22 protein-coding genes are annotated in these 26,233 nt (G+C 68.8%); 18 read left to right on the top strand and 4 right to left on the bottom strand.

All coding sequences use genetic code 11. The annotated features are described in order from the left end of the window. Positions 1 to 6: 6 nt before the first annotated feature. A complete protein-coding gene (locus LXE91_RS21185; protein WP_046196566.1) occupies positions 7 to 1,395 on the bottom strand; it encodes an MFS transporter in 1,389 nt (462 codons plus the stop codon). A gap of 469 nt (positions 1,396 to 1,864) precedes the next feature. Between LXE91_RS21185 and treA the strand changes: the two genes are divergently transcribed. Then, positions 1,865 to 3,604, top strand: a complete 1,740-nt coding sequence (gene treA, locus LXE91_RS21180; RefSeq protein ID WP_039360854.1) for an alpha,alpha-trehalase TreA — start codon at positions 1,865 to 1,867, stop codon at positions 3,602 to 3,604. A gap of 97 nt (positions 3,605 to 3,701) precedes the next feature. On the opposite strand, the gene LXE91_RS21175 is transcribed toward treA, so the two are convergent. Both LXE91_RS21175 and LXE91_RS21170 read right to left on the bottom strand, forming a co-directional pair. Further along, positions 3,702 to 5,189: a carbohydrate porin gene (locus LXE91_RS21175; protein WP_039360860.1), complete on the bottom strand. Its 1,488-nt coding sequence runs from the start codon at positions 5,187 to 5,189 to the stop codon at positions 3,702 to 3,704. Positions 5,190 to 5,306: 117 nt separating this feature from the next. After that, positions 5,307 to 5,576, bottom strand: a complete 270-nt coding sequence (locus tag LXE91_RS21170) for a hypothetical protein (protein WP_039360861.1) — start codon at positions 5,574 to 5,576, stop codon at positions 5,307 to 5,309. A gap of 1,068 nt (positions 5,577 to 6,644) precedes the next feature. On the opposite strand from LXE91_RS21170, the gene LXE91_RS21165 reads away from it, so the two are divergent. Continuing rightward, positions 6,645 to 6,782 (top strand): hypothetical protein, encoded by a 138-nt coding sequence (locus LXE91_RS21165; protein ID WP_171026714.1) that lies wholly within the window; start codon positions 6,645 to 6,647, stop codon positions 6,780 to 6,782. Positions 6,783 to 6,901: 119 nt separating this feature from the next. Beyond that, positions 6,902 to 8,548 carry an NRAMP family divalent metal transporter gene (locus tag LXE91_RS21160; RefSeq protein ID WP_039360862.1) on the top strand — a complete coding sequence of 549 codons (1,647 nt, stop codon included), beginning with the start codon at positions 6,902 to 6,904 and terminating at the stop codon, positions 8,546 to 8,548. Positions 8,549 to 8,675: 127 nt separating this feature from the next. Here LXE91_RS21160 and LXE91_RS21155 read toward each other — a convergent pair whose 3' ends face one another. Further along, entirely contained in the window at positions 8,676 to 9,581 is a 906-nt protein-coding gene (locus LXE91_RS21155; protein ID WP_039361024.1) for a helix-turn-helix transcriptional regulator, read from the bottom strand. A 283-nt stretch (positions 9,582 to 9,864) separates the two neighbouring features. Between LXE91_RS21155 and LXE91_RS21150 the strand changes: the two genes are divergently transcribed. The 15 genes from LXE91_RS21150 to asnB all read left to right on the top strand — a co-directional run bounded on the left by LXE91_RS21150 (position 9,865) and on the right by asnB (position 26,218). Beyond that, positions 9,865 to 10,713: a helix-turn-helix transcriptional regulator gene (locus tag LXE91_RS21150; protein ID WP_039360863.1), complete on the top strand. Its 849-nt coding sequence runs from the start codon at positions 9,865 to 9,867 to the stop codon at positions 10,711 to 10,713. Between the two features lie 234 nt (positions 10,714 to 10,947). Further along, positions 10,948 to 13,155: a type III secretion system export apparatus subunit SctV gene (gene sctV / locus LXE91_RS21145; RefSeq protein ID WP_039360864.1), complete on the top strand. Its 2,208-nt coding sequence runs from the start codon at positions 10,948 to 10,950 to the stop codon at positions 13,153 to 13,155. Continuing rightward, positions 13,152 to 13,430, top strand: coding sequence for a type III secretion system export apparatus subunit SctS (gene sctS, locus LXE91_RS21140; RefSeq protein WP_006480854.1), 279 nt, complete (start codon positions 13,152 to 13,154; stop codon positions 13,428 to 13,430). Before sctV ends, sctS begins: the two co-directional genes overlap by 4 nt. Beyond that, a complete protein-coding gene (sctC, locus tag LXE91_RS21135) occupies positions 13,430 to 15,469 on the top strand; it encodes a type III secretion system outer membrane ring subunit SctC (protein ID WP_039360865.1) in 2,040 nt (679 codons plus the stop codon). The genes sctS and sctC overlap by 1 nt, the downstream gene beginning before the upstream one ends. Then, positions 15,450 to 16,814, top strand: coding sequence for a type III secretion system inner membrane ring subunit SctD (gene sctD, locus LXE91_RS21130; protein ID WP_039360866.1), 1,365 nt, complete (start codon positions 15,450 to 15,452; stop codon positions 16,812 to 16,814). The genes sctC and sctD overlap by 20 nt, the downstream gene beginning before the upstream one ends. 140 nt (positions 16,815 to 16,954) lie before the next feature. After that, on the top strand, positions 16,955 to 17,167 hold the full coding sequence (locus LXE91_RS21125; RefSeq protein WP_034180511.1) for a hypothetical protein: 213 nt from the start codon (positions 16,955 to 16,957) through the stop codon (positions 17,165 to 17,167). Positions 17,168 to 17,318: 151 nt separating this feature from the next. Next, positions 17,319 to 17,795, top strand: a complete 477-nt coding sequence (locus LXE91_RS21120; protein WP_039361030.1) for a hypothetical protein — start codon at positions 17,319 to 17,321, stop codon at positions 17,793 to 17,795. 52 nt (positions 17,796 to 17,847) lie between these two features. Then, complete coding sequence (sctJ, locus tag LXE91_RS21115; protein WP_039360868.1) at positions 17,848 to 18,717, top strand: type III secretion system inner membrane ring lipoprotein SctJ; 870 nt, start codon at positions 17,848 to 17,850, stop codon at positions 18,715 to 18,717. Further along, positions 18,714 to 19,463: a SctK family type III secretion system sorting platform protein gene (locus LXE91_RS21110; RefSeq protein ID WP_039360870.1), complete on the top strand. Its 750-nt coding sequence runs from the start codon at positions 18,714 to 18,716 to the stop codon at positions 19,461 to 19,463. The genes sctJ and LXE91_RS21110 overlap by 4 nt, the downstream gene beginning before the upstream one ends. Further along, positions 19,445 to 20,074 carry a type III secretion system stator protein SctL gene (gene sctL / locus LXE91_RS21105; RefSeq protein ID WP_039360873.1) on the top strand — a complete coding sequence of 210 codons (630 nt, stop codon included), beginning with the start codon at positions 19,445 to 19,447 and terminating at the stop codon, positions 20,072 to 20,074. Before LXE91_RS21110 ends, sctL begins: the two co-directional genes overlap by 19 nt. Next, positions 20,071 to 21,444 (top strand): type III secretion system ATPase SctN, encoded by a 1,374-nt coding sequence (gene sctN / locus LXE91_RS21100; RefSeq protein WP_039360877.1) that lies wholly within the window; start codon positions 20,071 to 20,073, stop codon positions 21,442 to 21,444. Before sctL ends, sctN begins: the two co-directional genes overlap by 4 nt. Beyond that, positions 21,437 to 22,135, top strand: a complete 699-nt coding sequence (locus LXE91_RS21095; protein WP_278068166.1) for a hypothetical protein — start codon at positions 21,437 to 21,439, stop codon at positions 22,133 to 22,135. The genes sctN and LXE91_RS21095 overlap by 8 nt, the downstream gene beginning before the upstream one ends. Continuing rightward, positions 22,129 to 22,938: a type III secretion system export apparatus subunit SctT gene (sctT, locus tag LXE91_RS21090; RefSeq protein ID WP_039360882.1), complete on the top strand. Its 810-nt coding sequence runs from the start codon at positions 22,129 to 22,131 to the stop codon at positions 22,936 to 22,938. Before LXE91_RS21095 ends, sctT begins: the two co-directional genes overlap by 7 nt. A gap of 16 nt (positions 22,939 to 22,954) precedes the next feature. Further along, positions 22,955 to 23,986: an EscU/YscU/HrcU family type III secretion system export apparatus switch protein gene (locus tag LXE91_RS21085; protein ID WP_039360884.1), complete on the top strand. Its 1,032-nt coding sequence runs from the start codon at positions 22,955 to 22,957 to the stop codon at positions 23,984 to 23,986. Positions 23,987 to 24,250: 264 nt separating this feature from the next. Beyond that, on the top strand, positions 24,251 to 26,218 hold the full coding sequence (gene asnB / locus LXE91_RS21080; protein WP_039360886.1) for an asparagine synthase (glutamine-hydrolyzing): 1,968 nt from the start codon (positions 24,251 to 24,253) through the stop codon (positions 26,216 to 26,218). Positions 26,219 to 26,233 lie beyond the last annotated feature (15 nt).

The following is a 26,233-nucleotide window of genomic DNA, read 5'->3' as shown; positions in this document are numbered from 1 at the left end:
CGCCGCTTATTGCCGCTTGCCGCGCGCGACTTCGTCGCCGGCGCCGGGCGGCAGCCGCCGCGTGATCGGAATCGACGCGAACGAGCACAGCCCGACCACGAGGAACGCGGGCCAGAAATCCGACCACATCATCTTCTGATGGCCCTGCAGCCAGTGCGAAATGTGCAGCACGAGGCCGGCGACCGTCACGCCGAGACCGAGCGACATCTGCTGCACGACGCTGCCGAGGCTCGTCGCGCGGCCGGCGTCGCGCGGCGAGATGTCCGCGTAGATCATCGAGTTCAGGCTCGTGAACTGCAGTGCGGGGAAGATGCCGCCGACGAGCACGATCAGCCAGATCGCCCAGGTCGCCATGCCGGGATGGAACACACCGTACGCGGCGATCGCGAGCCCCGCGAAGGCCGCGTTGTAGATCAGCACCGTGCGGAAGCCGAAGCGGCGCAGCGTGTGGGTGGCCGTCGAGCGGCTCATCGCGCCGCCGAACGCGGACGCGCACGTGATGAGCCCCGAATGGAACGCGCTCATGCCGAGCCCTTCCTGCAGCGCGAGCGGCAGCAGGAACGGCACCGCGCCGAGGCCGATACGGAACAGCGACCCGCCGACGACGCTCGCGTGATACGTCGGGATCTTGAGGAAGCTGAGGTCGAGCACCGGGCGCTCCTTGCGGCGCGCGTACGGTACGTACAGCGCGAGCAGGACGGTGCCGGCCACGCACATGACGAGCGCGTTCGAGCGTGACGTGAGCGAGCCGTCGATCAGCGTGAGGCCCATCAGCAGCAGCGCGGCGCCGCTGGCCGACAGCAGGAATCCGAACCAGTCGAGCGGGCCGGGATCGGGCTCGCGCGTGTTCGCGATGTGCTTGCTCGCGAGGTAGATCCCGTAGATGCCGATCGGCACGTTGATGAAGAAGATCATCCGCCAGTGCAGGTAGGTCGTGATGAAGCCGCCGACGAGCGGCCCGACCGTGGGCCCGAACAGCGCGGGAATCGCGAGGTAGTTCATCGCGCGCACGAGATCCGAGCGCGGCACGGCGCGGAAGATGATGATGCGGCCGACGGGCACCATCATCGCGCCGCCCACGCCCTGGATGAAGCGCGCGAACGTGAGCACGCCGAGGGAATTGGATGCCGCGCACATCAGCGAGCCGACGACGAAGATGCCGATCGCGGTGCGGAATACGGAGCGTGCGCTGAAGCGGTCGGCCAGCCAGCCGCAGATCGGGATGAACACGCCGAGCCCGACCACGTAGGCCGTGATCGCAATGTTCAATGTGACGGGGTTGTGCCCGAAGTCCCTCGCCATCGCGGGGAGGGCGGTGACGATGATGTTCGCGTCGACGCTTTCCATGAACAACGCACAGGCAACGATGAGCGGTGCTAGAAAGACGGGCGACATGGGCTGGGCGCGCGGTAAAGACGCCATTATGCCCACAATGTGACCGTTGAGTCACGTACGACAACAGTTGTTCCGCATGTTGCAACAGTCGTCCTGCCTGGCGGCGGCGTGGAAAGAACGACTGCGCGTCGCTGCTGCACGGGTTCAGGGTCGGGCTCGGGCCGTGCGATGCGCCGCGCCCGACGTCGTCGCGCATGCTCTGCTCGCGATCGTGAAAGGGTGCGTCGATGCAGCGGGGCGTCCGGCGAGACCGATGCGGATGCGCCCGCTACGCACGCGTGGCGAGTCAGGCGCGGTTTTCTGCGCGAGGCGCCCGAATCGAAACTTGCTTGATGTGCACGTTTCGTGCGAAAGTCGGGCCCACTCGCACCACAAAACGACGCGCATCGATCGAAGGCCATCGAGACGAGCGCGCGCGCGAACGAGACCTCGTGCCGACCCACTCACCATCGAAAGGAGGGGACACGTCATGACGTCACGTCGTGTCGCATCGATCGCATCGCGCATCTCGAGTCGCTTCTCAAGTCGTTCCGCAGCCCGACTCGCACCGCCACCCGCGCCGCCCACGCCGCGGCTTCGCTGGGCCGCCGCACTGGCCGTCGCCTATCTCGCCGTTGCCGGCTGCGCCGCGCAGGCCGACAACGCGAACCAGGCCGCTGCCCAGTCGCCACCGCCGGCAACAGCTGCAATTGCCACCGCCGCATCGGGCACGCTGCTGCCGCCGCCGAGCCAGCTCTACGGCGACCTGTTCGTCGCGGTGCAGACCGCGCAGATCTATCCCGACCAGAAGACCTTCGTCGACGCGACGCCCGATAGCGATCCCGCGACGATCGTGCAGTTGTATCAGCAACAGAAATCGCAGCCGGGCTTCTCGCTGAAGGCGTTCGTCGCGCAGCATTTCACGCCGCCGCCGGAAGGCGGCGTGACGCCCCCGCCGAACCAGACGCTGCGCCAGCACATCGACTGGCTGTGGCCGCAGCTCACGCGCACGAGCACGACGGTGCCGCCGTACAGCTCGCTGATCCCGCTGCCGAAACCGTATGTCGTGCCCGGCGGCCGTTTCCGCGAAGGCTACTACTGGGATACCTATTTCACGATGCTCGGGTTGCAGGTGTCGGGCCGCGAGGATCTCGTCGACGACATGCTCGACAACTTCGCCCACCTGATCGATACGATCGGGCACATCCCGAACGGCAACCGCACGTACTACGCGAGCCGCTCGCAGCCGCCGTTCTTCGCGTACATGGTCACGCTCGCCGCGCAGGCCGAAGGCGACAAGGTCTACCAGAAATACCTGCCGGAGCTGCGCAAGGAGCATGCGTACTGGATGCAGGGCGAAGCCACGACGCCGCGCGGGCAGGCCACGCGCAATGTAGTCGCGATGCCCGACGGCGCGGTGCTGAACCGCTACTGGGACGCGAGCGATACGCCGCGCGACGAGTCGTATCTCGAGGACGTGACGACCGCGAAGTCGGTGCCGGGGCGTCCGGCGAACGAGGTCTATCGCGACCTGCGTGCGGGCGCCGAAAGCGGCTGGGACTACAGTTCGCGCTGGTTCGGCGACGGCAAGACGCTCGCGACGATCCGCACGACGTCGATCGTGCCGGTCGACCTGAACAGCCTGATGTTCCATCTCGAGACGACGATCGTGAAGGGCTGTGCGGTCACGCGCGACGTTGCGTGCGTGACCGATTTTTCCGCGCGCGCGGCGCGGCGCGCGGCCGCGATCAACCGCTATCTGTGGAATCGAAAAGGCTACTACGGCGACTACGACTGGCAACTGCGCAAGCCGCGCGACGCCGTGACGGCCGCTGCGCTGTATCCGCTGTTCGCGGGCGTGGCGTGGCCCGAGCGCGCGAAGGCGACCGCGCGCGAGGTGCGCAAGACGCTGCTGCAGCCGGGTGGCCTCGCGACGACCACCGAGAACACCGGGCAGCAGTGGGATGCGCCGAACGGCTGGGCGCCGTTGCAGTGGATCGCAATCGACGGGCTGCGCCGCTATGGCGAACCGGCGCTCGCGAAGGACATCGGCACGCGTTTCCTGTCCGACGTGAAGCACGTGTATGCGACCGAAGGCAAGCTCGTCGAGAAGTACGTGGTCGAAGGCGCCGGCACGGGCGGCGGCGGGGGAGGCGAGTATCCGTTGCAGGACGGCTTCGGCTGGACCAACGGCGTCACGCTGAAACTGCTCGGGCTGTACGGCGAGTGACGCGCGGCGCGGGCCGCGCGCTGGTGTTGCAAGAGAACCCACGGGCCGGCCGGTCGCGCAAGCGGCCGTCCGGCCCGTGTTTGCTTCAGGCCGTGCTTCAGAACGTGATCGTCGTGCGCACGCCGACCACCGTTTCGTCGCCGATGCGCGCACCGGCCGCGTTCGGGTTCGGGATGCCGCCGCCCGGGCGGAAGAAGTGCTGCAGGTCGGCCTGCAGTTGCCACCACGGCGTGACCTGGTACTGGTAGGTCGCTTCGACGACCGTCTCCGCGCGGCGCACCGGGTAGCCGGGCGTCGTGTAGACGCCGGTGTCGCCGTCGAGGCCGCGCGCGTGCGAGCCGACTTTCGCGTAGCCGACCGCGATGCCCGCGACGTCGTTGTCGCGCCCCTTGAACGGCGCCTTCAGCGTCACGCCGGCATTGGCCGCGAAATCGACGATGTTGCGATCGCCCGGCGCGCCCATCACGCGCGCGAACACGTTGACCGAGCGCGGGCTGTCGGCCGACGGCCGCCACACCATCTGGTCCGCGACTGCGTAGAACCCGTAGTTGCCGCGATGGGTGGCGGCAATGCCGTTGCTTTCCGGATTCGCGAGCGACAGGCCGTCGGTGCCGTAGCGCGGATCGTTCGCATGCTGCGACTGATACCAGAAGCCGAGCTTGTACGTGCCCGGCAGGCCAACCGGCTGCGGCGCCTTCGGATCGGCGGGCGGCGCGTTCAGCGCGTACTGCACTTCGCCGATCACGTATGCGCCGCTGCGCAGGTTGAAGTTGGTGCCGTGCGCGTTCAGCACCTGCGCATCGCCGTCGGTGCGGCCGGCCGGATTGCCGTCGAACACGCCGACCATCGCGGTCCACGCATCGGCCGGCTTCACGCGCAGCCGCACGCCGAGCGACGACAGCGGATACGCGGGGCCGCCAGCGGGCAGGTCGGTCGACGGCAGCACGGGCCAGCCAAACGTGGCGTTCATGAACGTCGCCGCGTTCTGGCTCACCATGAATTCCTGGTCGACGCTTTGCTGGCCGACCTTCACGTCGACCTTGCCGTCGAGCAGCGACTGCTGGTACCAGAGCTCCCACAGGCGCGTGGTCGAATTCGCCTCGATGCCGGTCGCGGTCTGCAGCGTCTGCAGATTGCGCTGCGTGAGGTTGGTGCCGTGAATCTGCAGCGCCGACACGTTGAACGTGCCGCCCGGCAGCCCGACCGCCTTGCCCGTGTCGACGTTGAAACCGAATTGCGTGAGCCCCTGGTACGCGCCGCCGCGATTCGTGCCGCCCGACGTGTTGTACAGGTACTCGCTGGTTTCCTGCAGGCTCAGCGTGATGCCGTGATCGCCGAGCACGTCGCGCAGGCCGCCCATGTTGCCGAGCAGGTTCGAGCGCTCCCAGAAGCCGGTGGGAGCGGGCGCGGCAGCATCGGCGGCCTGTTGTGCGGGAGCGGCGGCGTCGCTGGCGCCGGCCGCCGGTTCGGCCGCGGCCGGCGACGACGCTTGCGCGAACGCGGGCGCGGCGGCGAGCGACAGCATGAGCGCGGCGAGCGCGTTGAGGCGGAGCTTGCGCGGGACGGGTTCGAGGTAGTTCTTCATGTGGGTTCCGTTGACGGTTTGATTAGTTAAGCTGACGAAACGAAAACGTGATGTGGGAAATGTGGCGAGACGGTCGCGCGGCGGCACCGGCGCGTGGCACTGCCGCGCGACGGGGGCTTACGGCAGCCAGCCGCCGACGCGCCCCACCTGTGCGAAGCCGAGGCGCGGCGCGGCCGAGCACAGCAGCGCGACGAGGGCGACCGCGGCGGCCATCACGGCGACCAGCAGGCAGTCGAGCGGGCGGGGCGCCGCCGGCACATGGGCGAGCGCCGTGCCGCGCCAGTTGCTGAACGCGTGGGCGAGCGGCGACAGGCCGGAGACGAATGAGCGGTCGCATGCGACATGCACGATGCGCTTGAGTCTGACCGCGAACGATTGAAAAAACATGACGCTGCCTCCGTCGTGTCCGGCTCGGGCCGGACGACGTGGTCGAGCGCGGGCGCATGACGCGGCCTGCGATCGGAGGGTGGAACGTAACGGAGCGTGCAACGGACGAACCGGCGATGACCGGCCCGGGAGGAAGCGCGCTAACCCGACGAATGCGAGTTAGCGGCGAAAGACATGCGTCTGGCTGCTATCTCGCGATGGCTTGGCCGGCCTGGACCGGCATCGAACTGCAACTAGAGCATGTGTCCACGGAGGGACTCCCTTGATGAATTGCGGCGGATTGTATTCGCGTCGTTTGCTGCGGCGCAAGTAAAAAACGCATAAAAATGGCGCACGTTGCGCGGACGCCTCGGCGGCTCGTGACCGAGTGGGACGGGCAACGAATGCACACGAGGGGAGGCGCCGCCCCGTTGTTCATACGCATCGACCGTCGCCCCCACGGCGCGCCCTGAAAGGTTGCGCCGCTTGTTTTCAAGGGCAATTCTTTCAGTGCCGCGACACGCGAAAATTATTTCGAGAAATGGGGTTTCGAGGGGTTGACTTCACTTTCGGGCCGTCCATAGAATCCGCCATCTTCACTCTTGGGGCCGCCGCCTTGGACGCCTGCAGTAGTCGATCTTCGAACGAAATTTCCGCCTGAGCGACCGACGTCCGCGCCTCATCGAAGCCGCCGTTTGTCTCCCAGGCAAACGGTGCGCGCAGCAGTATTCCGCAGTAACTCCCTACGTGCACCCTGAATCGCGCCGGTTAGCGTGATGCGTTTTCGCATGCGCCCGCCGGTTTCACCGCCGCCTGGCAGGCGGCCGCGTTCGCGCACGCTTTTTCCTGCGTCGCGAATCCCGGCCCGCAGGCCTGACGGCGGTCAACCGTGTTCTCCGGAACACCGCACAGGAGCCGCCATGAACGACAGTGACAGTTGTCCCTTATGCCCGTTGCATACACAGACCCTTTTGAACCCGGGTCGCAGGGACAATCCGGCGCATTAGCCTGACACGTCGTTCAGGCCCCGGACTGGCCCCGCACCCAAACGCGGCCGGCACGCCTGCCGTCGCCGCACGGAGCCAGACCATGAACTTCGGCCTTCTGCTGTCGAATCTCCCGCACGTCACGGAATCGCGTAACCACTACGACGCGATGCTGAACCTCGACGCCCGTCCGCGCGTGTTCACCCGCCTGTTGAACCAGCTGAAATCGTTGATCCACTGAAGCAGGAAGCACCGAGCGCGCCTCGGCATGCGCACGCGCGGCCGCCATCGAGCGGCTGCTCCGCGCGCATTCCAAGGTCACACGCTCTTCAGATAACCCTTAGCCGTACGGAATAAATCATGTCCACGCCATCCAACGTTTCTCCACCGATCGCCGCCGAACGCAGCGCCGTGCTCGACGAAGCCCACCTGGGCGACATCCGCGGCGCGCTCGGCACGATCGCGCGTCACGATACCGGTGCACGCAGCACCTGGTGGGCGCGTCTGCGCACGCTGCTCGCCATCATCGGCCCGGGCCTCATCGTGATGGTCGGCGACAACGACGCCGGCGCATTCGGCACCTACACGCAGGCCGGCCAGAACTACGGCACGACGCTGCTGTGGACGCTGCTGCTGCTCGTGCCCGTGCTGTACGTGAACCAGGAAATGGTGCTGCGCCTCGGCGCGGTCACGGGCGTCGGCCACGCACGCCTGATCTTCGAACGCTTCGGCAAGTTCTGGGGCGCGTTCAGCGTGATCGACCTGTTCCTGCTCAATGCGCTCACGATCGTCACCGAGTTCATCGGCATCACGTTCGTTCTCGATTTCTTCGGGCTGCCGAAGGTGGCCGGCGTGTGCGTGGCCGCGGCGCTGACCATGGCCGCGGTGAGTACCGGCGACTTCAGGCGCTTCGAGCGGTTTGCGATCGGGTTGTGCCTGCTGAGCCTGCTGCTCGTGCCGGTGCTCGTGGCGATCCATCCGCCGGTGGCGCAGGTCACGCGCGATTTCTTCATTCCGAACTGGCCCGCGCATTCGAAACTGTCGGACGTGATGCTGCTCGTGATCGGCATCGTCGGTACGACCGTTGCGCCGTGGCAGCTGTTCTTCCAGCAGAGCTACGTGATCGACAAGCGCATCACGCCGCGCTTCATGAAGTATGAAAAGGCGGATCTGTGGATCGGCATCGCCTTCGTGCTGGTGGGTGCGGTCGCGATGATCGCGTTCTCGGCCCAGCTGTTCTCGGGCCATCCGGAGTTCGGCAACTTCACCGATGCCGGCGGCGTGATCGCGGGCCTCGAGAAGTATTCGGGCCGCACGAGCGCAACGCTGTTCGCGGTGGCGCTGCTCGACGCGTGCATCATCGGCGCGGCGGCCGTATCGCTGTCGACCGCCTATGCGATCGGCGACGTGTTCAAGATCCGTCACTCGCTGCACCGCAACGTGTCGGACGCGAAGGGCTTCTATCTCGTCTACTTCGGCATCGTCGCGGCCGCCGCGGCGCTGGTGCTGATCCCGGGCAGCCCGCTGGGCCTGCTGACGGAAGCCGTGCAGACGCTCGCCGGCGTGCTGCTGCCGAGCGCGACCGTGTTCCTGCTGCTGCTCTGCAACGACAAGCAGGTGCTCGGCCCGTGGATCAACTCGACGAAGCTCAACGTGTTCACGGGCGCGGTGATCTGGGTGCTCGTGATGCTGTCGATCATCCTGACCGCATCGGTGATGTACCCGGACATCAGCGGTGAAGCGATCCTCGACGTGCTGGTGGGCGGCAGCGTGTTGGCGATCGTCGGCTATCTCGCGACGGTGCTGATCCGCCGCAACAAGCGCGTCGTCGAACCGGGCGTCGACCGTTCGCAACGCGACACGTGGCGCATGCCGCCGCTCGAGACGCTCGAGCCGCAGAAGATGACGCTGACGACGCGCGTGTGGATGGCCGTGCTGCGCGGCTATCTCGTGATCGCGGTCGGTCTGGTGATCGTCAAGGTCGTGCAGATGACGCTGCTGAAGTAACGCAGGCCGTCTTCCAGGAAGCGGCGCCGGACCCGGCACCGCGCCGCAACCCGCACATGCCGGCCTCCGTGGCCGGCATGTGCGTTTACGCGTCGGCTTGCGGCACGCCGCACGCGTTGCGCGGCCGTCAGATCAGCTCGAGCTTCGACGTCAGGTACGTGAGCTGGATCCGGTTCGCGACGCCGAAGCGCTTGCGCAGCTTGCGCAGGTGATAGTCGACGTTGTGTGCGCTCGTGTCGAGGCGCCGGCCGATCTCCTTGTCGGAGGCGCCTTCGGCGATGCCGAGCAGCAGTTCCTGCTCGAACGGCGTGAGCCCGTTCACAGCGCGCTCGCGCGACGTGGAGATCAGTTGCGGCGACGCGAACTTGTGCACCGACAGCCCGATCGACAGTGCCTGCTCGATCGTCGCCGGCGTGATCCATTCGCGCGTGCGGCGCGGCGCGGTGAAGCTCATGAACGCATGCAGCCGCGTGCCGGGCACGGCCATCGAATACATGATGCCGCTGCACATCCCGTCGTCCTGCATCGTCTGCAGGAAGCCGTCGAGCGCGGCCGGCGTCACGCGCGGGCCGTCGTCGCGCTCGCGGTGTTCGCGACGCAACTGCTGCAGGTCCCACACGATCGGCATGTTGCAGACGCGTGCGCCGAGCGTGCGCGGATCGATGTCGTGGTGGTGGTGCCGCACGTAGTCGCCGCGATAGGTGGCCGGTGTGAACGCTTCGTGCAGGTACAGGCTTTCGACCCGCTCGCGCGCGAATTCGAGCGCGAAGTACGCGAACGTCGAGAAGCCCGTCAGATGCAGCAGGCTCGTGACGATCCGGTTGCGCTCGGCCGTGCTTTGCGCGTGCGCGAGCGTATCGGCGACGCCGAGCTTCGGCGCGTGCGGCTGCGCGACGTCGCCGCGTTTCACGTCGTCGCACCAGACGACCTGCACGGCGCGCTCCCGCAGCGCATCCGCGCATGCGTTCAACCCACGCGACGGGCGGGACATGGTGGAGGCGACCGCTTCTTCATGCAATGCAATATCGGACATGAGCCATCCCTCGGAATCGACGCGCATCGCCTGGCGGCGGCCGTATCGTGTACGGCATTCACGGCGGTGCGATCGAGCATCGTTTTGATATGCGCCGATCGTCATCCCTGACGAAACGCGGGGGCATTGTACAAAAATGCTCGTATCTGCGTAATATGCCGTAATACGAATGGCGGCGAAAGATCCATACTCGCACGCATATAACGACGACCAGAAAATCATAAAGAAAAGACCAGATCGTGACGGGGCGCAGTTTCACATATTGGGAAAGGGCGGGCTCCTCATGACACATGCTGACGGCGCACCACGCGTCGAATGGTTCTCACAAGCCGATATAACGGCGGCTGCCGCTTATTCGAGCGAATATCAGGCAATCGAACGCGACTTTTTTACCGGCATCTCAATTGCGCCCGGTAAATCCGACTTCGCACCGGTCGATTTCGCGCAATGCCATGCGCGATTGCGGCAAATCGGATTCAGCACGCTCGGTTACGGTGCGTATGAAATGATCGGGCGGCGCATCCTGTGCGCGCACCTGTTGCGCGATCTCGCTCCCGCGACGTTCATGCAGCCGTTCATCGAAGGCATGCTCTACGAAAGCGACCCGCGGTTCGCGCAGGTGCGGCAGAGCGGCTTTCCGGTCGCGTGGCGGCTCGACGAGATCGAGGCGGCCGCGCAGGGCAGCGGCGACCGCAAGGTGCTGGCGCTTGCTGGCCATCTGCGCGCGCACGCGATGAACAGCGGCGTGATCTTCGGCCTGTCGGCGCCGCGCCTCGACCTGCGTGTCGCGGTGAACGTGACGTCGGAGACGCACGGCACCGACTGGATCGACGATCGCGTGATCGGCGGCGCGCTGTCGGTGAGCCTCGCCGTGCATCGCGTCGCGCTGCCGTTCCTCGAGGCGCGCATCGCGCGCATGCGCGGCTTCGCGCTCGGCGACGAGCAGCAGCAGGTGCTCGACCGGCTCGTGCACGGGCTGTCCGACCAGGAGATCGCGAGCGCGCTGCGCACGTCGCTGCACAAGGTCGGTCACCACATCCGCTCGCTCGAAAAGCTCTTCAACGTGCAGAACCGCGCGCAGCTCGCGTACCTCGCCGCGCGGCGCCTGCCGTCCGATCTGACGTCCGCGTGACGCGCGCGCCGGCGGCCCGGCGCGCGATGGAAGCGGTTCCGGCGGCGCGTGCCGACACGCGCCGCCGGGTTTCGTAGTCCGATTCGATCGCCGCCGGAAAACGCGCTTTCACGCTACGAGGCGCCTCCCTTTTTCCGTCGTTCCCCGTCGCTACACTCGTCCCATTCAACGGTCCGTGCGACATGGGGCAGGGTGGCCCGTGCGAGCCGGCAAGAACGACAGGACGACGGCACGATGGCAGAACCGAAGGCGCTCCCCCGCGACTGGCAGCGGTTGTTTTCCGCTAGCCGCGGCGTGTCCGGACGGCGCCTCGGGGGCGCGTCGCCGCGCGCCGACCTGTTCCTCGCGACGTTCATCGTTGCCGTCGTCGCGCTGTTCATCCTGCCGCTGCCGCAGGCCGCGCTCGACGGCATGATCTCGCTGAATCTCGCCGCGAGCGTCGTGTTGCTGACGGTGTCGACCTATGTGCCGTCGGCGGTCAGCTTCTCGTCGTTTCCCGCGTTGCTGCTGTTTACGACGCTGTTCCGGCTCGCGCTGAACATCGCTTCGTGCAAGCTGATCCTGCTGCACGCGAACGCGGGTCACGTGATCGACGCGTTCGGGCGGCTCGTGGTCGGCAACAACGTCGTGGTGGGCGGCGTGGTGTTCCTCGTGATCGCCGTCGTGCAGTTCATCGTGATCGCGAAAGGGTCGGAGCGCGTGGCCGAGGTCGGCGCGCGCTTCTCGCTCGATGCGATGCCGGGCAAGCAGATGAGCATCGACGCGGACCTGCGCGCGGGCATCATCAGCGCCGACGAAGCGCGCGAACGCCGCGAGAAGCTCGAGCAGGAATCGCAGATGCACGGCGCGATGGACGGTGCGATGAAGTTCGTGAAGGGCGACGCGATCGCGGGCCTCGTGATCGCCTTCATCAACATCGTCGCGGGGATCGCGGTCGGCACGCTGATGCACGGGATGGATATCGGCGAGGCGCTGCAACGTTACGCGATCCTGACGGTCGGCGACGGGATGGCGTCGCAGATCCCGTCGCTGCTCGTGTCGATCGCGGCCGGCATCGTCACGACGCGCGTCGCGACGCGCGATGCGCGGCAGCGCCAGCTCGGCGAACAGCTCGGCGAGCAGCTGGGCGCGCATCCGCGCGCATTGCTGATCGCGGCGTTCGTGCTGAGCGGCTTCCTCGTCGTGCCCGGTTTCCCGAAATGGTCGTTCGCGCTGATCGCGCTCGGCCTCGGCGCGTTCGCGTTCTCGCAGCTCAGGCGCAAGACGGCCGCGCCGAGCTTCAACCTGATCCATGTCGCGGGGCGCGCCGGCGCGGCCGACGACGGCCAGCCCGCGAAGGTGTCGCATGCGGCCGGCGTCACGTCGCTGATCGCGGTGTCGCTGTCCGACGACCTGCGCACGAACCTGAACCTCGCGCACCTGCAGGCTGCTCTGTCGAGCGCGAAGGCGCGCGTGGACGCGGACATCGGCACGGTGTTCCCGCGCATCACGCTGAACGACGACGAAGGCGCGGCGGCCGGCACGTACCGGATCTACCTGCAGGACGTGCTCGCCGCGCAAGGCGCGCTGAAGCCGGGCTGGCTGCTGTGGGACGGCGTCGCGCCGCTGCCCGAGCGCGCGGAGCGCCAGCCGGCCGAAGCGTTCGGCCCGTTCGCGACCGCGCTGTGGATCAAGCCCGACGGCGCTGCGCCCGACGGCAAGTGGCTGTCGAGCGAAAGCGCGCTCGCCGCACACGTCGAGCAGATCGTGCGCCAGCACGCGGACGAATTGCTCGGCATCCAGGAGACGCAGGCGCTCGTGCACCTGGTGCGCCGCGACCATCCGGAGCTCGTCGGCGAACTGACGCGGCTCGTGCCGCTGCAGCGCGTGACCGAAGTGTTGCGCCGGCTGCTGGCGGAACAGGTGCCGATCCGCAATCTGCGCGTGATCTTCGAGAGCCTGATCACCTGGGCGCCGAACGAACCCGACGACGTGATCGCCCTGGTCGAGCTCGTGCGTGTCGACCTGCGCCGGATGATCACCGACCGCCACGCGGGCACGACGCGCCAGCTGCGGGTCGTGCTGTTCGAGCAGAACCTGCAGGAGCGGATCGAGCGTGCGGTGATGCGCACGAAGCAGGGCAATTTCCTCGCGCTGTCGAGCGCGGTCAAGCAGGACATCGGCGAGCAGGTGCGCGCGATCGTGCAGGCCGCGCAGGCGGCCGGCCCCGGCGGCCACGGCACGGCGCAGGGCGCCGCGCGGCTCGCGGTGATGGTCGCGCTCGGCGCGCGCCGCTACGTGAAGACGATCCTGCAACCGGTGCTGCCCGACCTCGCGGTGCTGTCGTACCAGGAAGTCGAGGAGGACGTGCAGTTGCACACGGTCGGCTGGGTCAAGAACCCGCCGGACGACGGGACGGTCGGCGCGGGCGCCGACGTGCGCGTGCCGGGAGCCGTGCAATGACGAGTTCGACGATCCTCGACCTGACGCGCCAGGCGCTGATGCTCGTGCTGCTGCTGTCGCTGCCGATCGTGCTGATCGCCACCGTGACCGGCCTCGTCGTCGCGATCCTGCAGGCCGTCACGCAGGTGCAGGACGCCAATATCGGCATCGCGGTGCGGCTGATCGCCGTGATGGTCGCGCTCGTGCTGCTGTCGGGCTGGCTCGGCGGCGAAGTGCTGCGCTTCGCGCAGCAGGCGCTGGAACGCATGTTCGTTTCTTCCACAGGAGTCCTTTGATGCGTCGACGCGTCGCCTCGATCCGGTTTCAACCGCGCAGCCTGCAACGGGCCGCGCTTGCCGTGTGCGCGACCGCGCTGCTCGCGGCCTCGCTGTGCATGGCGCCCGCGCAGCCTGCGCGCGCCGCGGACCTGCGCTGGCGCAACAAGCCGTTCACGATCGTCGCGAACGGCAAGAAGATCGGCGACTTCATCCGCGAGCTCGCGTCGTCGCAGGGCGTGACGGCGGTGGTCGACCCGAAGGTCGACGGCGTGATCAGCGGCCGCTTCTCGGGTACGCCGCAGCAGACGCTCGACACGATCTGCTCGACCTACGGCCTGACCTGGTACTACGACGGTTCGTTCCTGTACGTCGATCCGGCCGACCAGTCGCAGACGCAGATGATCCCGATTCCGCCGAATGCCTCCGGTGAAATCGGCCGCGCGCTGCAGGCGATGCAGATCCCCGACAAGCGCTACACGCTGGTGATCAACGACCGCGCGAACAGCGTGTACGTGGCCGGCCCGCGCCGCTATGTCGAACTCGTGCGGCAGGCGGTGGGCTCGGTGGGCGATCCGTCGGCGAACGGCGCGCATGCGGATATCCGCGCGTTCCGGCTCAAGTACGGCTGGGCGTCGGATTTCACGATCAACCGCTCGGGCAAGGAAGTGACGGTGCCGGGCGTGGCGACGATCCTGCGGCGGCTGTTCGGCAAGGTGGGCGACACGACCGCGGCGCCGTCGAACCCGTCGCTCGGGCAGGCGGCGCGCCAGGTGAAGCTCGGCTCCGGGCTGACGATCGCGGTGCCGCGGCTCGACTTCCCCGATATCTCCGGCGGCCCGCGCCAGGGCGGCTATGGCGGTGCGGACGGCAGCACGGGCAGCGGGTTCTCGCCGTTCTCGAACAGCGGCGGCGACACGCTGCCGCAGATCGTCGCCGACCCGGCGATCAACGCGGTGATCGTGCGCGACCTGCCGGAGAACATGTACCGCTACCAGTCGCTGATCAACCAGCTCGACGAGCGGCCGCGCATCGTCGAGATCAACGTGACGATCATCGACATCAACGAGGATTCGCTCGACAGCCTCGGGATCGACTGGCGCCTGCACACGACGCACGGCGACGTGCAGATCGGCAACGGCCAGAACCCGCTGAACGGCAACACGCAGTACAACGGCACCGGCAATCCGCCGCTGACGTTCGGGATCGGCACGTCGGAAACCGGGCAGACGGGCACCTTCATGCCGACCGGCATCGCGCTGACCGCGTCGATCGGCGGGTCGCTGCGCAACTACCTGCTCACGCGCGTGAACGCGCTCGCGCAGAAAGGGCAGGCGCAACTGCGATCGAAGCCGAAGGTGCTCGCGCTCGACAACACCGAGGCGATCCTCGAGAACCTCACGCAGTTCTACGTGCAGGTGCCCGGCTACCAGGATTCGTCGCTGTACAGCGTGACGACCGGCACCAGCATCAAGGTGACGCCGATGATCGTCGACGAGGCGATCCGCAACGCGGCGGCCGTGTCCGGCAACCCGCAGAGCGTGATGATGTCGATCGACATCCAGGACGGCAACATCGTGCCGGGGCAGGCCGTGTCGAACGTGCCGGTGATCCAGCAGCGCAACATCGTCACCAAGACGATGATCGACGAAGGCAAGAGCCTGCTGATCGCGGGTTTCAACGACGACGAGGTCAGGCTGAACAAGAGCGGCGTGCCCTGGCTGTCCGACATTCCGCTGATCGGCAACCTGTTCAAGTACACCGACAAGTCGGGCAACCACATGGAGCGGTTCTACCTGTTGACGCCGCGCGTGGTGACGACCGCGTCGATGTATGCGCCCGACGGCTCGCCCGTGAACCCGGGCGCCGACGGGCCGGCCAACCCGGAAGGGATGTCGATGTACCGCCCGCCGGACAACGACGTCGCGGTGCCGCTGACGCCGAAGCCGCTGCCCGGCACGAAGTTCGGGCCGCCCGCGTTGCCGCCGCCGTCCGATTCGGCGGCGCGGCCGGCGGCGACGACCGCAGGAGCCACCACGCATGTTGACGAGCATCATTGATCCGCACGGCGACGGCGCATTGCCCGGCGGCGCGGGAGGCGCGGGGACCGGTTCGGCCGCGCCCGCATCGCCGTGGAACCTGTGCTTCCTGAGCGGGCCGATGTACGGCCGCACGATGTCGCTCGCGCGCGGCGCGAACTGGGTCGGCACCGCGGCCGACTGCGAGGTGATCCTGCCCGATCGCGAGATCGGCGCGAAGCAGGTGTGCCTGCAGGTCGGGGCGCTCGCGGTGACCGTGCAGAACCACGGCGGCGACGCCGGCGCGCCGGTGCTGTTCAACGACGAGCCGCTCGGCGCGGGCCGCCGCTCGCTGACGCCGCAGGACGTCGTGACGGTCGGCTCGATCCGGCTCGGTATCGCGCGGCATGCGCAGGCGAGCGTCGCGCTGCCGGATGAAGCCGGCGCGCCGGACACCGCGCGCGAGGCCGCGTGGCTCGGCTGGCTCGCGGGCGGGCTGCGCCGCCTCGGCGGCCGGCGGCTCGTGATCGCGCTGGTCGCGCTGTGGCTCGGCGTGCTGCTCGGCGCGCTCGGCTACGGCTTCGTCACGTGGTCGGGGCGCCTGCCGTGGCAGCACGAATCGGTGCTCGCGCGCACGCACCGGCTGCAGCAACTGCTGCGCGCGTACCCGGAGCTGGCCGTCGCGCCACGCGACGACGGCGTGATCGTGTCGGGCTACGTGAGCGATCCGGCCGCGCGCGAACGCGTCGCGCAGATCGTCGCGGGCGTCGACAACGCGGCGCTCGGCAATATCTATGTGGTCAGCGACCTGGTCGCGACCGCGCAGACCTATTTCAGCGACACGGCACTGACGGTCGCGTATCTCGGCCGCGGCCGGATCGAGGTGACCGGCACGGCCGCGCGCGCGCAGATCGAGCCGCGCATCCGCAACTACATGAAGGACGCGCGACCGGCGCTCGAAGTGGTCGATCACGTGCGCGATGCCGATCCGGCCGCACCGCGCACGGCGACGACGCTGGGCGGGACGGCCGGGATTCCGGAGATCACGACCGTGTTTGCCGGAGACGGCGACCAGCGCTACATCGAGACGGCCGACGGCAGCCGCTATTTCGAAGGTGCGCGGCTGAAGGAAGGCGCGACGGTCGTGTCGATCGGCCCGGACGAAGTCGTGTTCGAGCGCAACGGCCAGCACATCACGATGCCGCTCGGCGGGCCGCAGGCGAAGGCGCCCGAGCCGGTGCCGGCACCGCCCGTGGCGCCGCTCGCGAGCGGTGCGGCGGCCGGGATCGCGCAGCCGGTGCCGACGCAGTTGACGGATGGTTCGGCGGCCGGTGCCGCGGCGGCCGATGCCGCGGCGGCACGCGCATCGAAGGACGCGGCGCACTAGCGCCGCGACAGGTCATGCGCATCGCGCGGCGCGCGGTGCGCGCAGTACGCGGGGCGTCGCGAACTTGCGGCGCCTCACGTCGACGGCGGAGCATGGGGCTCTCGTCGCCGGTGGATGCAGTTCACGTAAAGGAGCGCAACATGGGTACGCAGGCAGCAGGTGGTGCAACCAACACGAACCAGGTCCAGCAACAGGCGGACGACCTGACCAAGACGCAGCTCGAACTGACGAAGATCAACTTCCAGGTCCAGCAGTCGACCGCGACGTTCGAAACCAGCAACGCCGTGACCGCGCAGGAGGGGACGGCGAACGCCCAGGTCGCGCAACACCTGAGCTCGGCCGGCCGCGCATGACGCCGGCCGCCGGCCGCGCCGCGCGACGTCGCGTGCCGGGCCCGCCCGCGAATGGCGTCCGGCGGCGGCCATGCGCGTGCCGGCCGGCCCGTTCCGGGCCGGCCCGACCGATCATCCGGCCCGGCGTCCGCTTCTCGAGGAGGGCATGAACATGTCAGTGACAGGCGTAGGCGCGGCGCCGCCGGGCGCGGCCGCGCTCGCGGGAGCCGCGCAGCAGACGGGCTCGACGTCCGATCCGGCGCAGGTGCGCCAGTTCGATGCGCTGATGCAGCCGGGCGCATCGCCGGCCGCGCCGCCGTCTTCGTCGGGCGTCGCGATGTCGCGCGCACCGGCGGATGCGGCGCCGGCCGTGCAGATGACACCGGCGCAGGCGAACCAGTCGTCGCTCGTCGAGCGGTTGCGCACCTACGGCAACGATCTCGACGCGCGGTACGCGAACATCGACAAGCATCGCAGCGAGATGCTGACGTCGATGGCCGACAGCCGCAGCGATCCGATGATGACGATGGTGAAGGCGATGGATTTTCAGTGGACGGCGACCACCACGATTTCGGAATACCAGTTGAGCCTGTCGGTCGCGCAGGCGGCGAACGGCTTCACGCACACGGTGCTGAAGACGCAGGAGTGATGGCGTGCGCGCGTGCCGCACAAGGCCGCGCTCACACGGAAGCGGAACAACGATGACGACGATCGATTCGACGCCGCGCGCACATGCGTGGCGCAGCCGGGCGGCGCGCGCGCTGCTCGCGGGGCTGCTCGTGCTGCTGGCCGGGTGCCAGAAGGAGCTGTACTCGGGCCTGTCGGAGCGCGATGCGAACCAGATGGTCGCGGTGCTCGGCGACGCGGGCATCAGCGCGTCGAAGGACAACGACGCGCGCGACACGTCGGACCGCAACGCGTGGCTCGTCAGCGTCGCGGACGGCGACATGCAGTCGGCGCTCACGGTGCTGCAGGCGAACGGGCTGCCGAAGCCGAGCTACGCGAGCCTCGGCGAGCTGTTCCAGAAGCAGGGCCTCGTGTCGACGCCGGCCGAGGAACGCGTGCGCTACCTGTACGGCGTGTCGCAGGACCTGTCGCGCACGCTGCAGGACATCGAGGGCGTGGTCGTCGCACGCGTGCAGGTCGTGATTCCGGAGAACGATCCGCTTGCGGACAAGATCAAGCCGTCGTCCGCGGCCGTGTATATCCGCTACCGGCCCGGCGTCGACCTGCGCGCGATGGCGCCGATGGTCAAGGATCTGGTCGCGCACAGCATCGAAGGGCTGCAGTACGACAACGTGTCGCTGTTCCTGCAGCCGGCCGCCGCGCGCGCGGCGCGGGTGGACGGCATCGGCAGCGCGATGACCGACATCGTGCGCCTGCGCTCGCCGCTCGGCTGGCTCGTGTTCGCGTTGATCCTGCTGACCTGCGCGGTGATCGCGCTGTCGGCGGCGCGGCGCGGGATGTTCGGCGCACGGCTCGCGGGCCTGCTCGGCGCACCGCGCGCGGGGCACGCGGCGACCGGGGCCGGCGGCCTGCGCACGCCGGACGGCGCGCGCGACGGCGCATGAGCGAGCCGCATGCGCTGCCGCCGGGCGACGGGCCTGCCGCATCCGATGCGGCGCTGCTGCCGTGGCTGCAGCCGCTCGGGCCGCCGCCCGCGGCACGCCGCGCCGCGTTTCATGCGCTCGTCTGCGACTTCAACCTGCGGCCCGACCGCTATCTGCACGTGACGCGCGTGCCGGCCGACTGGCCCGCGCGCTACCGTTCGCCGGATGCGTTCGGCGCGGCCGGCCGCAAGCTGCTCGCGCGGCACCTGCTCGCGTTGAACGGCGTGGCCGACCGGCACGACTTCGACGTGGCGAACCCGTGCGCGCGGCTCGCGCTGCTGCCGGGCGCGGCGCTCGAGCAACTGGCCGCGTATGCGGGGCTGCTGCTGCATCGCGCGTGGCTGCGCGACGCGCTGGCCGCGCGGCGCATCCGCGCCGAAGTGGCGGCGAAGCTCGGCGCCGACGCACTCGAACTCGCACTCGAACGCGCGCCGGAATTCGGCGCGCTCGCCGATACGCTGGAGCCGTGGCGCGCCGATCCCGCCGCGTTGCCTGCCGTGATTCGCGCGCGCGGCGGGCGGCTGCTGGCGGATTTCATCGGCGTGGCGGGTGACGCGGTCGCGCGGCGCACGCGCCTGAAATTTCATCGCGCGATCGACGACGAAGCGCCGTACTGGCTGAACCGCGCGCAGCGCGACCAGTTCGGTGAGCTGATGTTCCTGTTTCTGATTCCCGAGAGGCTTGCGTCATGGGACTGGCTTTTCTGATCACGAGCGACAACCTGCAACTCCTGTCGGAGCGCAAAGTGCTCAAGGAGCGCGAATACGCCGCGCTGCTCGATGCGTCCGCGGTGATCGCCACCGCGCGCGACGAGGCGGCGCGCATCGTCGCCGACGCGCAGCGCGAATTCGACAAGCGCCAGGCGGCCGGCTACGACGAAGGGATGCGCCGCGCGCAGCGCGAGCAGGCCGCGCAGGCCTATACGCAGGCGCTCGCCGCCGCGCGCACGATGGAGACGATGAAGGATGCGATGGCCGATATCGTCGTGAAGGCCGTGCGCGCGATCGTCGGCGAGATGAGCACGAAGACGCTGTACGAGGCCGCGCTCGCGCGGATCGCGCCGCTCGTGCGCGACGAGGCGTTCCTGATCGTGCGGATCGCGCCCGGCCGCAAGGACGAAATGCGCGATGCGCTCGACGGCGCATTCGCCGGACAGTCGAACCGGCAGAAGATCCGCATCGTCGAGGACGCGCAGCTCGAACGCCACGCGTGCACGGTCGAGACGCCGTCCGGGCGCATCGACGCGAGCCTCGACCTGCAGATCGACGCATTGCGCCAGGCGATCCGCCGCGATGCGCTTAAAGGGGCCGCGCGATGAGCGCGCCGCTCGACGATCCGCAGCCGTTCGGCGACGATGCCGCGCCGTTCGATCGCGGCCGCCTCGTCGGCGAACTCGATGCGGGCCTCGCGTTCTTCTCGCCGGTGTCGGTGCAGGGCCGCGTCAATCACGCGGTCGGGCAGATCCTGAATGCGACCGGCATCCGCGCGCGGCTCGGCGAAATCTGCGAGCTGCGCACGCCGAACCAGCCGACGCTGCTTGCCGAGGTGGTCGGCTTCTCGCGGCAGACGACGTTGCTCACGCCGCTCGGCGACGTGGCGGGCCTGTCGCCCGAGACGACCGTCGTGCCGTCCGGGCGCGAGCATGTGTTTCCGGTGGGAGAGGGGCTGTTCGGCCGCGTGCTCGACGGGCTCGGCCGGCCGCTCGACGATCGCGGGCCGGTGACGGGCGCCGCGTGGGTGTCGACGCAGCAGGACCCGCCGAATCCGCTCGCGCGCAAGATGATCGACACACCGTTTCCGACCGGCGTGCGCATGATCGACGGCCTGATGACGCTCGGCATCGGGCAGCGCGTCGGCATCTTTGCGCCGTCCGGCGTCGGCAAGAGTACGCTGCTCGGCATGATCGCGCGCGGCGCGCAGGCCGACGTGAACGTGATCGCGCTGGTCGGCGAACGCGGCCGCGAGGTGCGCGAATTCATCGAGCACAGCCTGTCGCCGGAGGTGCGCGCGCGTTCGATCGTCGTCGTGTCGACATCCGATCGCCCGGCGATGGAGCGCGTGAAATCCGCGCTGGTCGCCACCGCGATCGCCGAACATTTCCGCGATGCGGGCAAGCGCGTGCTGCTGCTGGTCGATTCGCTCACGCGCTTCGCCCGCGCGCAGCGCGAGGTCGGCCTCGCGAGCGGCGAGCCGCCGACGCGGCGCAGCTTCCCGCCGTCGACGTTCGCGGTGCTGCCGCGCCTGCTCGAGCGCGCGGGGCAGGGCGCACGCGGATCGATCACCGCGCTCTACACGGTGCTCGTCGAAGGCGACGAGGAATCGGACCCGATCGCCGAGGAAGTGCGCTCGATCCTCGACGGCCATATCGTGCTGTCGCGCAAGATCGCGCTCGCGAACCGCTATCCGGCGATCGACGTGCTCGCGAGCCTGTCGCGCGTGATGCCGCTCGTCGCGAGTCGCGCACACCAGCAGGCGGCCGCGCGCGTGCGCGAGCTGATTGCGAAGTACCAGGAGATCGAGTTGCTCGTGCAGATCGGCGAATATCGCGAAGGCAGCGACCGGCTCGGCGATCTCGCGCTGCGCGCGCGCGACGCGATCGGTGCGTTCTGCGCGCAGGCGTCGGACGAGGACGTGCGCTTCGACACGCTGCTCGCGAAGCTGACGAAGCTGGCGAACGATCATGTCTGAAGCCGACGATCGCCTCGTGCTCGCGACGCTCGCGCGCCTGAAGCGCGTGCGCGAGATGCGCAGCCAGATCGCACGCGTCGCGGCCGCGCGCCAGCAGGGCATCGCCGCGCAGAGCCGCCGCGCGCTGGCGGCCGCGCAGGCGCAGCTCGCGCAGCAGGTCGCGGCAAAGGCGGCGATCCAGACGCGCCTCGCCGACGACGTGCGCGAGGCGCGCGCGTTGCAGAACGCAGCAGCCGACACGCGCACCTTCGACCGGCATATCGGCACCGCGAACGCATCGGTGAACGAGGCCGCGCACGTGCATCGCGGCCACGAGGCGACGCTGGCCGACCTGCAGCGCGCCGCGCGCAAGGCGCAGGCCGCCGAGGACAAGCTCGGGAAGGCCGGCGAGAAGGCGCTGCATGCGCGCGCCGCGCGGGTCGAGCGCGATGCCGACGAAGTCGCGGACGGCTATGCGGTGCGGCGCTTCGCGACGGCGGGCGCCCGGGCGGCTGCGGCCGCCGACGTTGCCGGCCACGGACAGGTGCCGCCCGAAGCCGCCGCCGCATTCGACGCGGCGATGACCGCGGCGCCGGCAGATGCGCAGGCCGATGGGCAGGCTGATGCGGCCGACCAGGACGAAGCGGCCGCCGCCGATGGCGACGAGCCCCACGACGCCGCATTGCCCGCCGCCGTGGAGCGCCGATGCTAGACCCGGCCTCGGGCTTCAACGACGTCGCGGGCATGCTGCGGCCGCTGCTCTACGTGATGCCGCGCCTGCTGCCGATCATGTTCGTCGTGCCGGTATTCAACGAGCAGATCGTCACGGGGCTCGTGCGCAACGGCGTCGCCGTCGTGATCGCCGCGTTCGTCGCGCCGGCGATCGACGCCGCGCAGGTGGCCGCGCTGCCGTTCCTGATGTGGTGCCTGCTCGTTGCAAAGGAGGCGATGGTCGGCATGTTGCTCGCGGGCGCGTTCAGCGCGGTGCTGTTCGCGATCCAGGGCGTCGGCTACCTGATCGATTTCCAGACCGGCAGCGGCAGCGCCGCGTTCTTCGATCCGATGGGCGGGCATGAGGGCGGCCCGACGTCGGGATTCCTGAATTTCGTCGCGATCGCGCTGTTCGTCACCGCGGGCGGGCTGCAGGTGCTCGTGCAGCTGTTCGCGCAGTCGTATGCGTGGTGGCCGATCGGCTCGCTCGGCCCCGATTTCTCGTCGATGCTGCAGACCTTCGTCGTGCGCCAGACCGACACGATCTTCGAATGGATGGTGAAGCTCGCCGCGCCGGTGACGATCGTGCTGGTGCTCGTCGAGCTCGGTATCGGCCTGGTCGGGCGCGCGGTGCCGCAGCTCAACATCTTCGTGTTCTCGCAGCCGCTGAAGAGCGCGCTCGCGCTGCTGATGATGGTGCTGTTCCTGCCGGTGGTGTACGCGTCGCTGCATGCGCTGCTGAGCCCCGACAGCGGGCTGATGGCGTTGCTGCGCGCGCTGTTCGCCGCGCACGGCGGCGCGTGAGCGCAACGGAGCCGCGATGGCCGAAAAGGACCAGAAGCCGACCGCGAAGCGCTTGCGCGAGGCACGCGAGAAAGGCGATGTGCCGAAGAGCGCGGAGACGATTTCGTCCGCGTTCTTCGTCGGCGTGTGCGTCGCGCTCGCGGTGGGCATCGGCGCACTGTTCGCGCGGCTGCAGGCGCTGTTCCGGCTCGTGTTCGATGCGGTCGGCGCGGCCGACCCGTCCGCGCGGATCGCGGTGCTGATCGACGGCGCCGCGCGCGAGTGGGCGACGCTGTCCGCGCAGATCGTCGCGGCCGGGCTGCTCGCGGGCTTGCTGGCGGGCTTCGTGCAGGTTGGCGGCGTGATGGCGTGGAGCCGCCTCGTGCCGCAGCTGTCGAGGCTCAACCCGGCCGAGGGGATGAAGAACCTGTGGTCGCTGCGCAACCTCGTCAATCTCGCGAAGATGCTGCTGAAGACGGCGCTGCTCGTCGCGACGCTCGGCTGGCTGATCGTCGAGTCGCTCGACCCGTCCGTGCAGTCGGGCTTCACGCGGCCGATCTCGATCCTCGCGCTGATCGTGAAGCTGCTGATGCTGCTGTTCGGCTGGGCCGCGCTGATCTACATCGTGATGGCATTGATCGACATCATGCACCAGCGGCACGAATTCAATCAGAAGATGAAAATGTCGATCGACGAAGTGCGGCGCGAGCACAAGGAAGACGAAGGCGATCCGCACATCGAGGCGAAGCGCCGGCAGCTCGCGCGCGAAGTGCAGTTCGCGTCGCTGTCCGACCGGATCGGCTACGCGTCGGTGGTCGTCTACTCGCCGCGCGTCGCGGTCGCGCTGTATTACGGCGGGATCGGCACGCTGCCTTGGGTGCTCGCGCGCGGCGAGGGCGACGCGGCCGAGCGGATCGTGCGTGCCGCGCGCGACGAACTGCGCCCGACGCTCGCGAACGTCGGCCTCGCGCAGGCGCTGTACGAGACGACGCCCGAGAACGGCACGATCCAGCCGCAACATTTCCGCGAGGTCGCGCAGTTGCTGAAATGGGCGACCGGTGCGGGATGACGCATGCGACGGCCGCCGCTTCCGTATGACCCCTTTTTTCGTTCCGCGCACGTGCGTGGCCATGCGTTCCGATTCGATATGGCCCCGTGAATGGTCATGCATGCGCAGTGCTTGACGTTATTTTTTTCCGGCTGGTGGAGAAGTTCACCAGTGAATTATTGCTGATTTATTTCTTCGTAATATGGCTCGACCGTCACGGCGGGCGGCGGGCCGCGAGGTTGCGCCACGCGTGATGAAAATGGTCAACAGGGGCGGACAAATCAAATGTGCGGAATCGACGGCTTTCTGAATAGCGTCGCCTTCGATGAGGAGACAGCGCGCGGCACGCTCGCGCGGATGACGGCAAGCCTCGCGCATCGCGGGCCGGATGGGCAGGGGATCTGGGTCGACCCGGAGGCCGGCATCGCGCTCGGCCACCGGCGGCTCGCGATCGTCGACCTGTCGGTGCACGGCCGACAGCCGATGGCATCCGCGTGCGGTCGCTACGTCTTGGTCTTCAACGGCGAAATCTACAACCATCGCGAACTGCGCGCGGAACTCGAGCGTGCAGGGCGCGCCCCGGCGTGGCGTGGCCACTCCGACAGCGAGGTGCTGATCGCGGCGATCGTCGCGTGGGGTGTCGAGGCGACGCTGCGGCGCGCGACCGGCATGTTCGCGTTCGCGCTGTGGAACCGCGCGTCGCGGGTGCTGACGCTCGCGCGCGACCGGATCGGCGAGAAGCCGCTCTATTACGGCCGGATCGGCGACGCGCTGGTATTCGCGTCCGAACTCAAGGCGCTGCGCGGCTATCCGGGCTTCGACGGCACGATCGATCGCGACGCGCTGTGCCTGTACCTGCGCCAGTCGAGCGTGCCCGCGCCGTACACGATCTATCGCGGCATCCACAAGCTGCCGCCGGGCACCTTCATCCAGTTCGAGCATGCGCGCGATACGCCGCGCCTGCGTGCGTACTGGACGCTCGAGCAGGCCATCGAGGCGGGCCGCGCGGAGCCGTTCGAGGGCAGCGCCGACGAAGCGGTCGGCCAGCTCGACACGATCCTGCGCCAGGCCGTTGCGCGGCAGATGGAAGCCGACGTGCCGCTCGGCGCCTTCCTGTCGGGCGGCATCGATTCGTCGACGATCGTCGCGCTGATGCAGGCGCAATCGGCCACGCCGGTCGACACGTTTACGATCGGCTTCCATGAAGCCGGCTACGACGAAGCCGGTTACGCGAAGGCGGTCGCGCGGCATCTCGGCACGCGCCATACCGAACTCTACGTGACGGCCGACCATGCGCTCGGCGTCGTGCCGAAGCTGCCGTCGATCTATGACGAGCCGTTCTCCGACGCCTCGCAGATTCCGACCTTCCTCGTGTCGGAGCTGACGCGCCGGCACGTGAAGGTGAGCCTGTCCGGCGACGGCGGCGACGAGCTGTTCGGCGGCTATACGCGCTACTTCCTGACCCCGCGCCTGTGGCGCAAGCTGCATCGCGTGCCGGCGGCGGTGCGCGCGCGGATCGCCGCCGCGCTGCATGCGTTGCGGCCCGATCACGCCGACCAGCTCGCGGCCGTCGCACAGGGGGCGTGGGGCAGCGTGGAGGCGCGCGAATCGGCGACGCGCATCGGCGACCGCCTGCACAAGCTCGGCCACGTGATGACGGCCGAGAGCCGCATCGGGCTGTACCGGCTGCTGATGTCGTCGGTGCATCATCCGGAACGGCTCGCGCTGTCGGGGCATGAGCCGCCGACGCCGCTCGACACGGTCTCCGCGTGGCCCGAGCATCTGAGCTTCGCCGAGCAGGCGATGGCGATCGATACGCTCACCTACCTGCCGACCGACATCCTCGCGAAGGTCGATCGGGCGGCGATGGCCGTCAGCCTCGAAACGCGCATGCCGTTCCTCGATCATCACGTCGTCGAATTCGCGTGGCGCGTGCCGGCAGCGGTGCGCTTGCCGGAAGGGCAGTCGAAGGTGCTGCTGCGCCGGCTGCTCGACCGGTACGTGCCGTCCGCGCTGATCGACCGGCCGAAGCAGGGCTTCTGCGCGCCCGTCGATCACTGGCTGCGCGGCGCGCTGCGCGACTGGGCGGAGGCGCTGCTGCGGCCGTCGCGGCTGCGCGAGGAGGGCTTTTTCGACGCGGCGGCGGTCGACCGCCTGTGGCGGCAGCACCAGACCGGCCGGATGAACTGGCAGCACCAGCTGTGGACGGTGCTGATGTTCCAGGCATGGCTGGAACATCAGCGCGCGGGGTGACGCGGCGCCGCGGCG

It is taken from the genome of Burkholderia contaminans, assembly GCF_029633825.1.
GTDB lineage: Bacteria > Pseudomonadota > Gammaproteobacteria > Burkholderiales > Burkholderiaceae > Burkholderia > Burkholderia contaminans.
Note: the sequence above shows the minus strand (reverse complement) of the source record. Positions and strands in the feature narration are given on the sequence as shown.

Coding starts and splice junctions, on each gene's coding strand:
- LXE91_RS21185 (WP_046196566.1), bottom strand. CDS start 1,395: ATGTCGCCCGTCTTTCTAGCACCGCTCATCGTTGCCTGTGCGTTGTTC.
- treA (WP_039360854.1), top strand. CDS start 1,865: ATGACGTCACGTCGTGTCGCATCGATCGCATCGCGCATCTCGAGTCGC.
- LXE91_RS21175 (WP_039360860.1), bottom strand. CDS start 5,189: ATGAAGAACTACCTCGAACCCGTCCCGCGCAAGCTCCGCCTCAACGCG.
- LXE91_RS21170 (WP_039360861.1), bottom strand. CDS start 5,576: ATGTTTTTTCAATCGTTCGCGGTCAGACTCAAGCGCATCGTGCATGTC.
- LXE91_RS21165 (WP_171026714.1), top strand. CDS start 6,645: ATGAACTTCGGCCTTCTGCTGTCGAATCTCCCGCACGTCACGGAATCG.
- LXE91_RS21160 (WP_039360862.1), top strand. CDS start 6,902: ATGTCCACGCCATCCAACGTTTCTCCACCGATCGCCGCCGAACGCAGC.
- LXE91_RS21155 (WP_039361024.1), bottom strand. CDS start 9,581: ATGTCCGATATTGCATTGCATGAAGAAGCGGTCGCCTCCACCATGTCC.
- LXE91_RS21150 (WP_039360863.1), top strand. CDS start 9,865: ATGACACATGCTGACGGCGCACCACGCGTCGAATGGTTCTCACAAGCC.
- sctV (WP_039360864.1), top strand. CDS start 10,948: ATGGCAGAACCGAAGGCGCTCCCCCGCGACTGGCAGCGGTTGTTTTCC.
- sctS (WP_006480854.1), top strand. CDS start 13,152: ATGACGAGTTCGACGATCCTCGACCTGACGCGCCAGGCGCTGATGCTC.
- sctC (WP_039360865.1), top strand. CDS start 13,430: ATGCGTCGACGCGTCGCCTCGATCCGGTTTCAACCGCGCAGCCTGCAA.
- sctD (WP_039360866.1), top strand. CDS start 15,450: ATGTTGACGAGCATCATTGATCCGCACGGCGACGGCGCATTGCCCGGC.
- LXE91_RS21125 (WP_034180511.1), top strand. CDS start 16,955: ATGGGTACGCAGGCAGCAGGTGGTGCAACCAACACGAACCAGGTCCAG.
- LXE91_RS21120 (WP_039361030.1), top strand. CDS start 17,319: ATGTCAGTGACAGGCGTAGGCGCGGCGCCGCCGGGCGCGGCCGCGCTC.
- sctJ (WP_039360868.1), top strand. CDS start 17,848: ATGACGACGATCGATTCGACGCCGCGCGCACATGCGTGGCGCAGCCGG.
- LXE91_RS21110 (WP_039360870.1), top strand. CDS start 18,714: ATGAGCGAGCCGCATGCGCTGCCGCCGGGCGACGGGCCTGCCGCATCC.
- sctL (WP_039360873.1), top strand. CDS start 19,445: ATGGGACTGGCTTTTCTGATCACGAGCGACAACCTGCAACTCCTGTCG.
- sctN (WP_039360877.1), top strand. CDS start 20,071: ATGAGCGCGCCGCTCGACGATCCGCAGCCGTTCGGCGACGATGCCGCG.
- LXE91_RS21095 (WP_278068166.1), top strand. CDS start 21,437: ATGTCTGAAGCCGACGATCGCCTCGTGCTCGCGACGCTCGCGCGCCTG.
- sctT (WP_039360882.1), top strand. CDS start 22,129: ATGCTAGACCCGGCCTCGGGCTTCAACGACGTCGCGGGCATGCTGCGG.
- LXE91_RS21085 (WP_039360884.1), top strand. CDS start 22,955: ATGGCCGAAAAGGACCAGAAGCCGACCGCGAAGCGCTTGCGCGAGGCA.
- asnB (WP_039360886.1), top strand. CDS start 24,251: ATGTGCGGAATCGACGGCTTTCTGAATAGCGTCGCCTTCGATGAGGAG.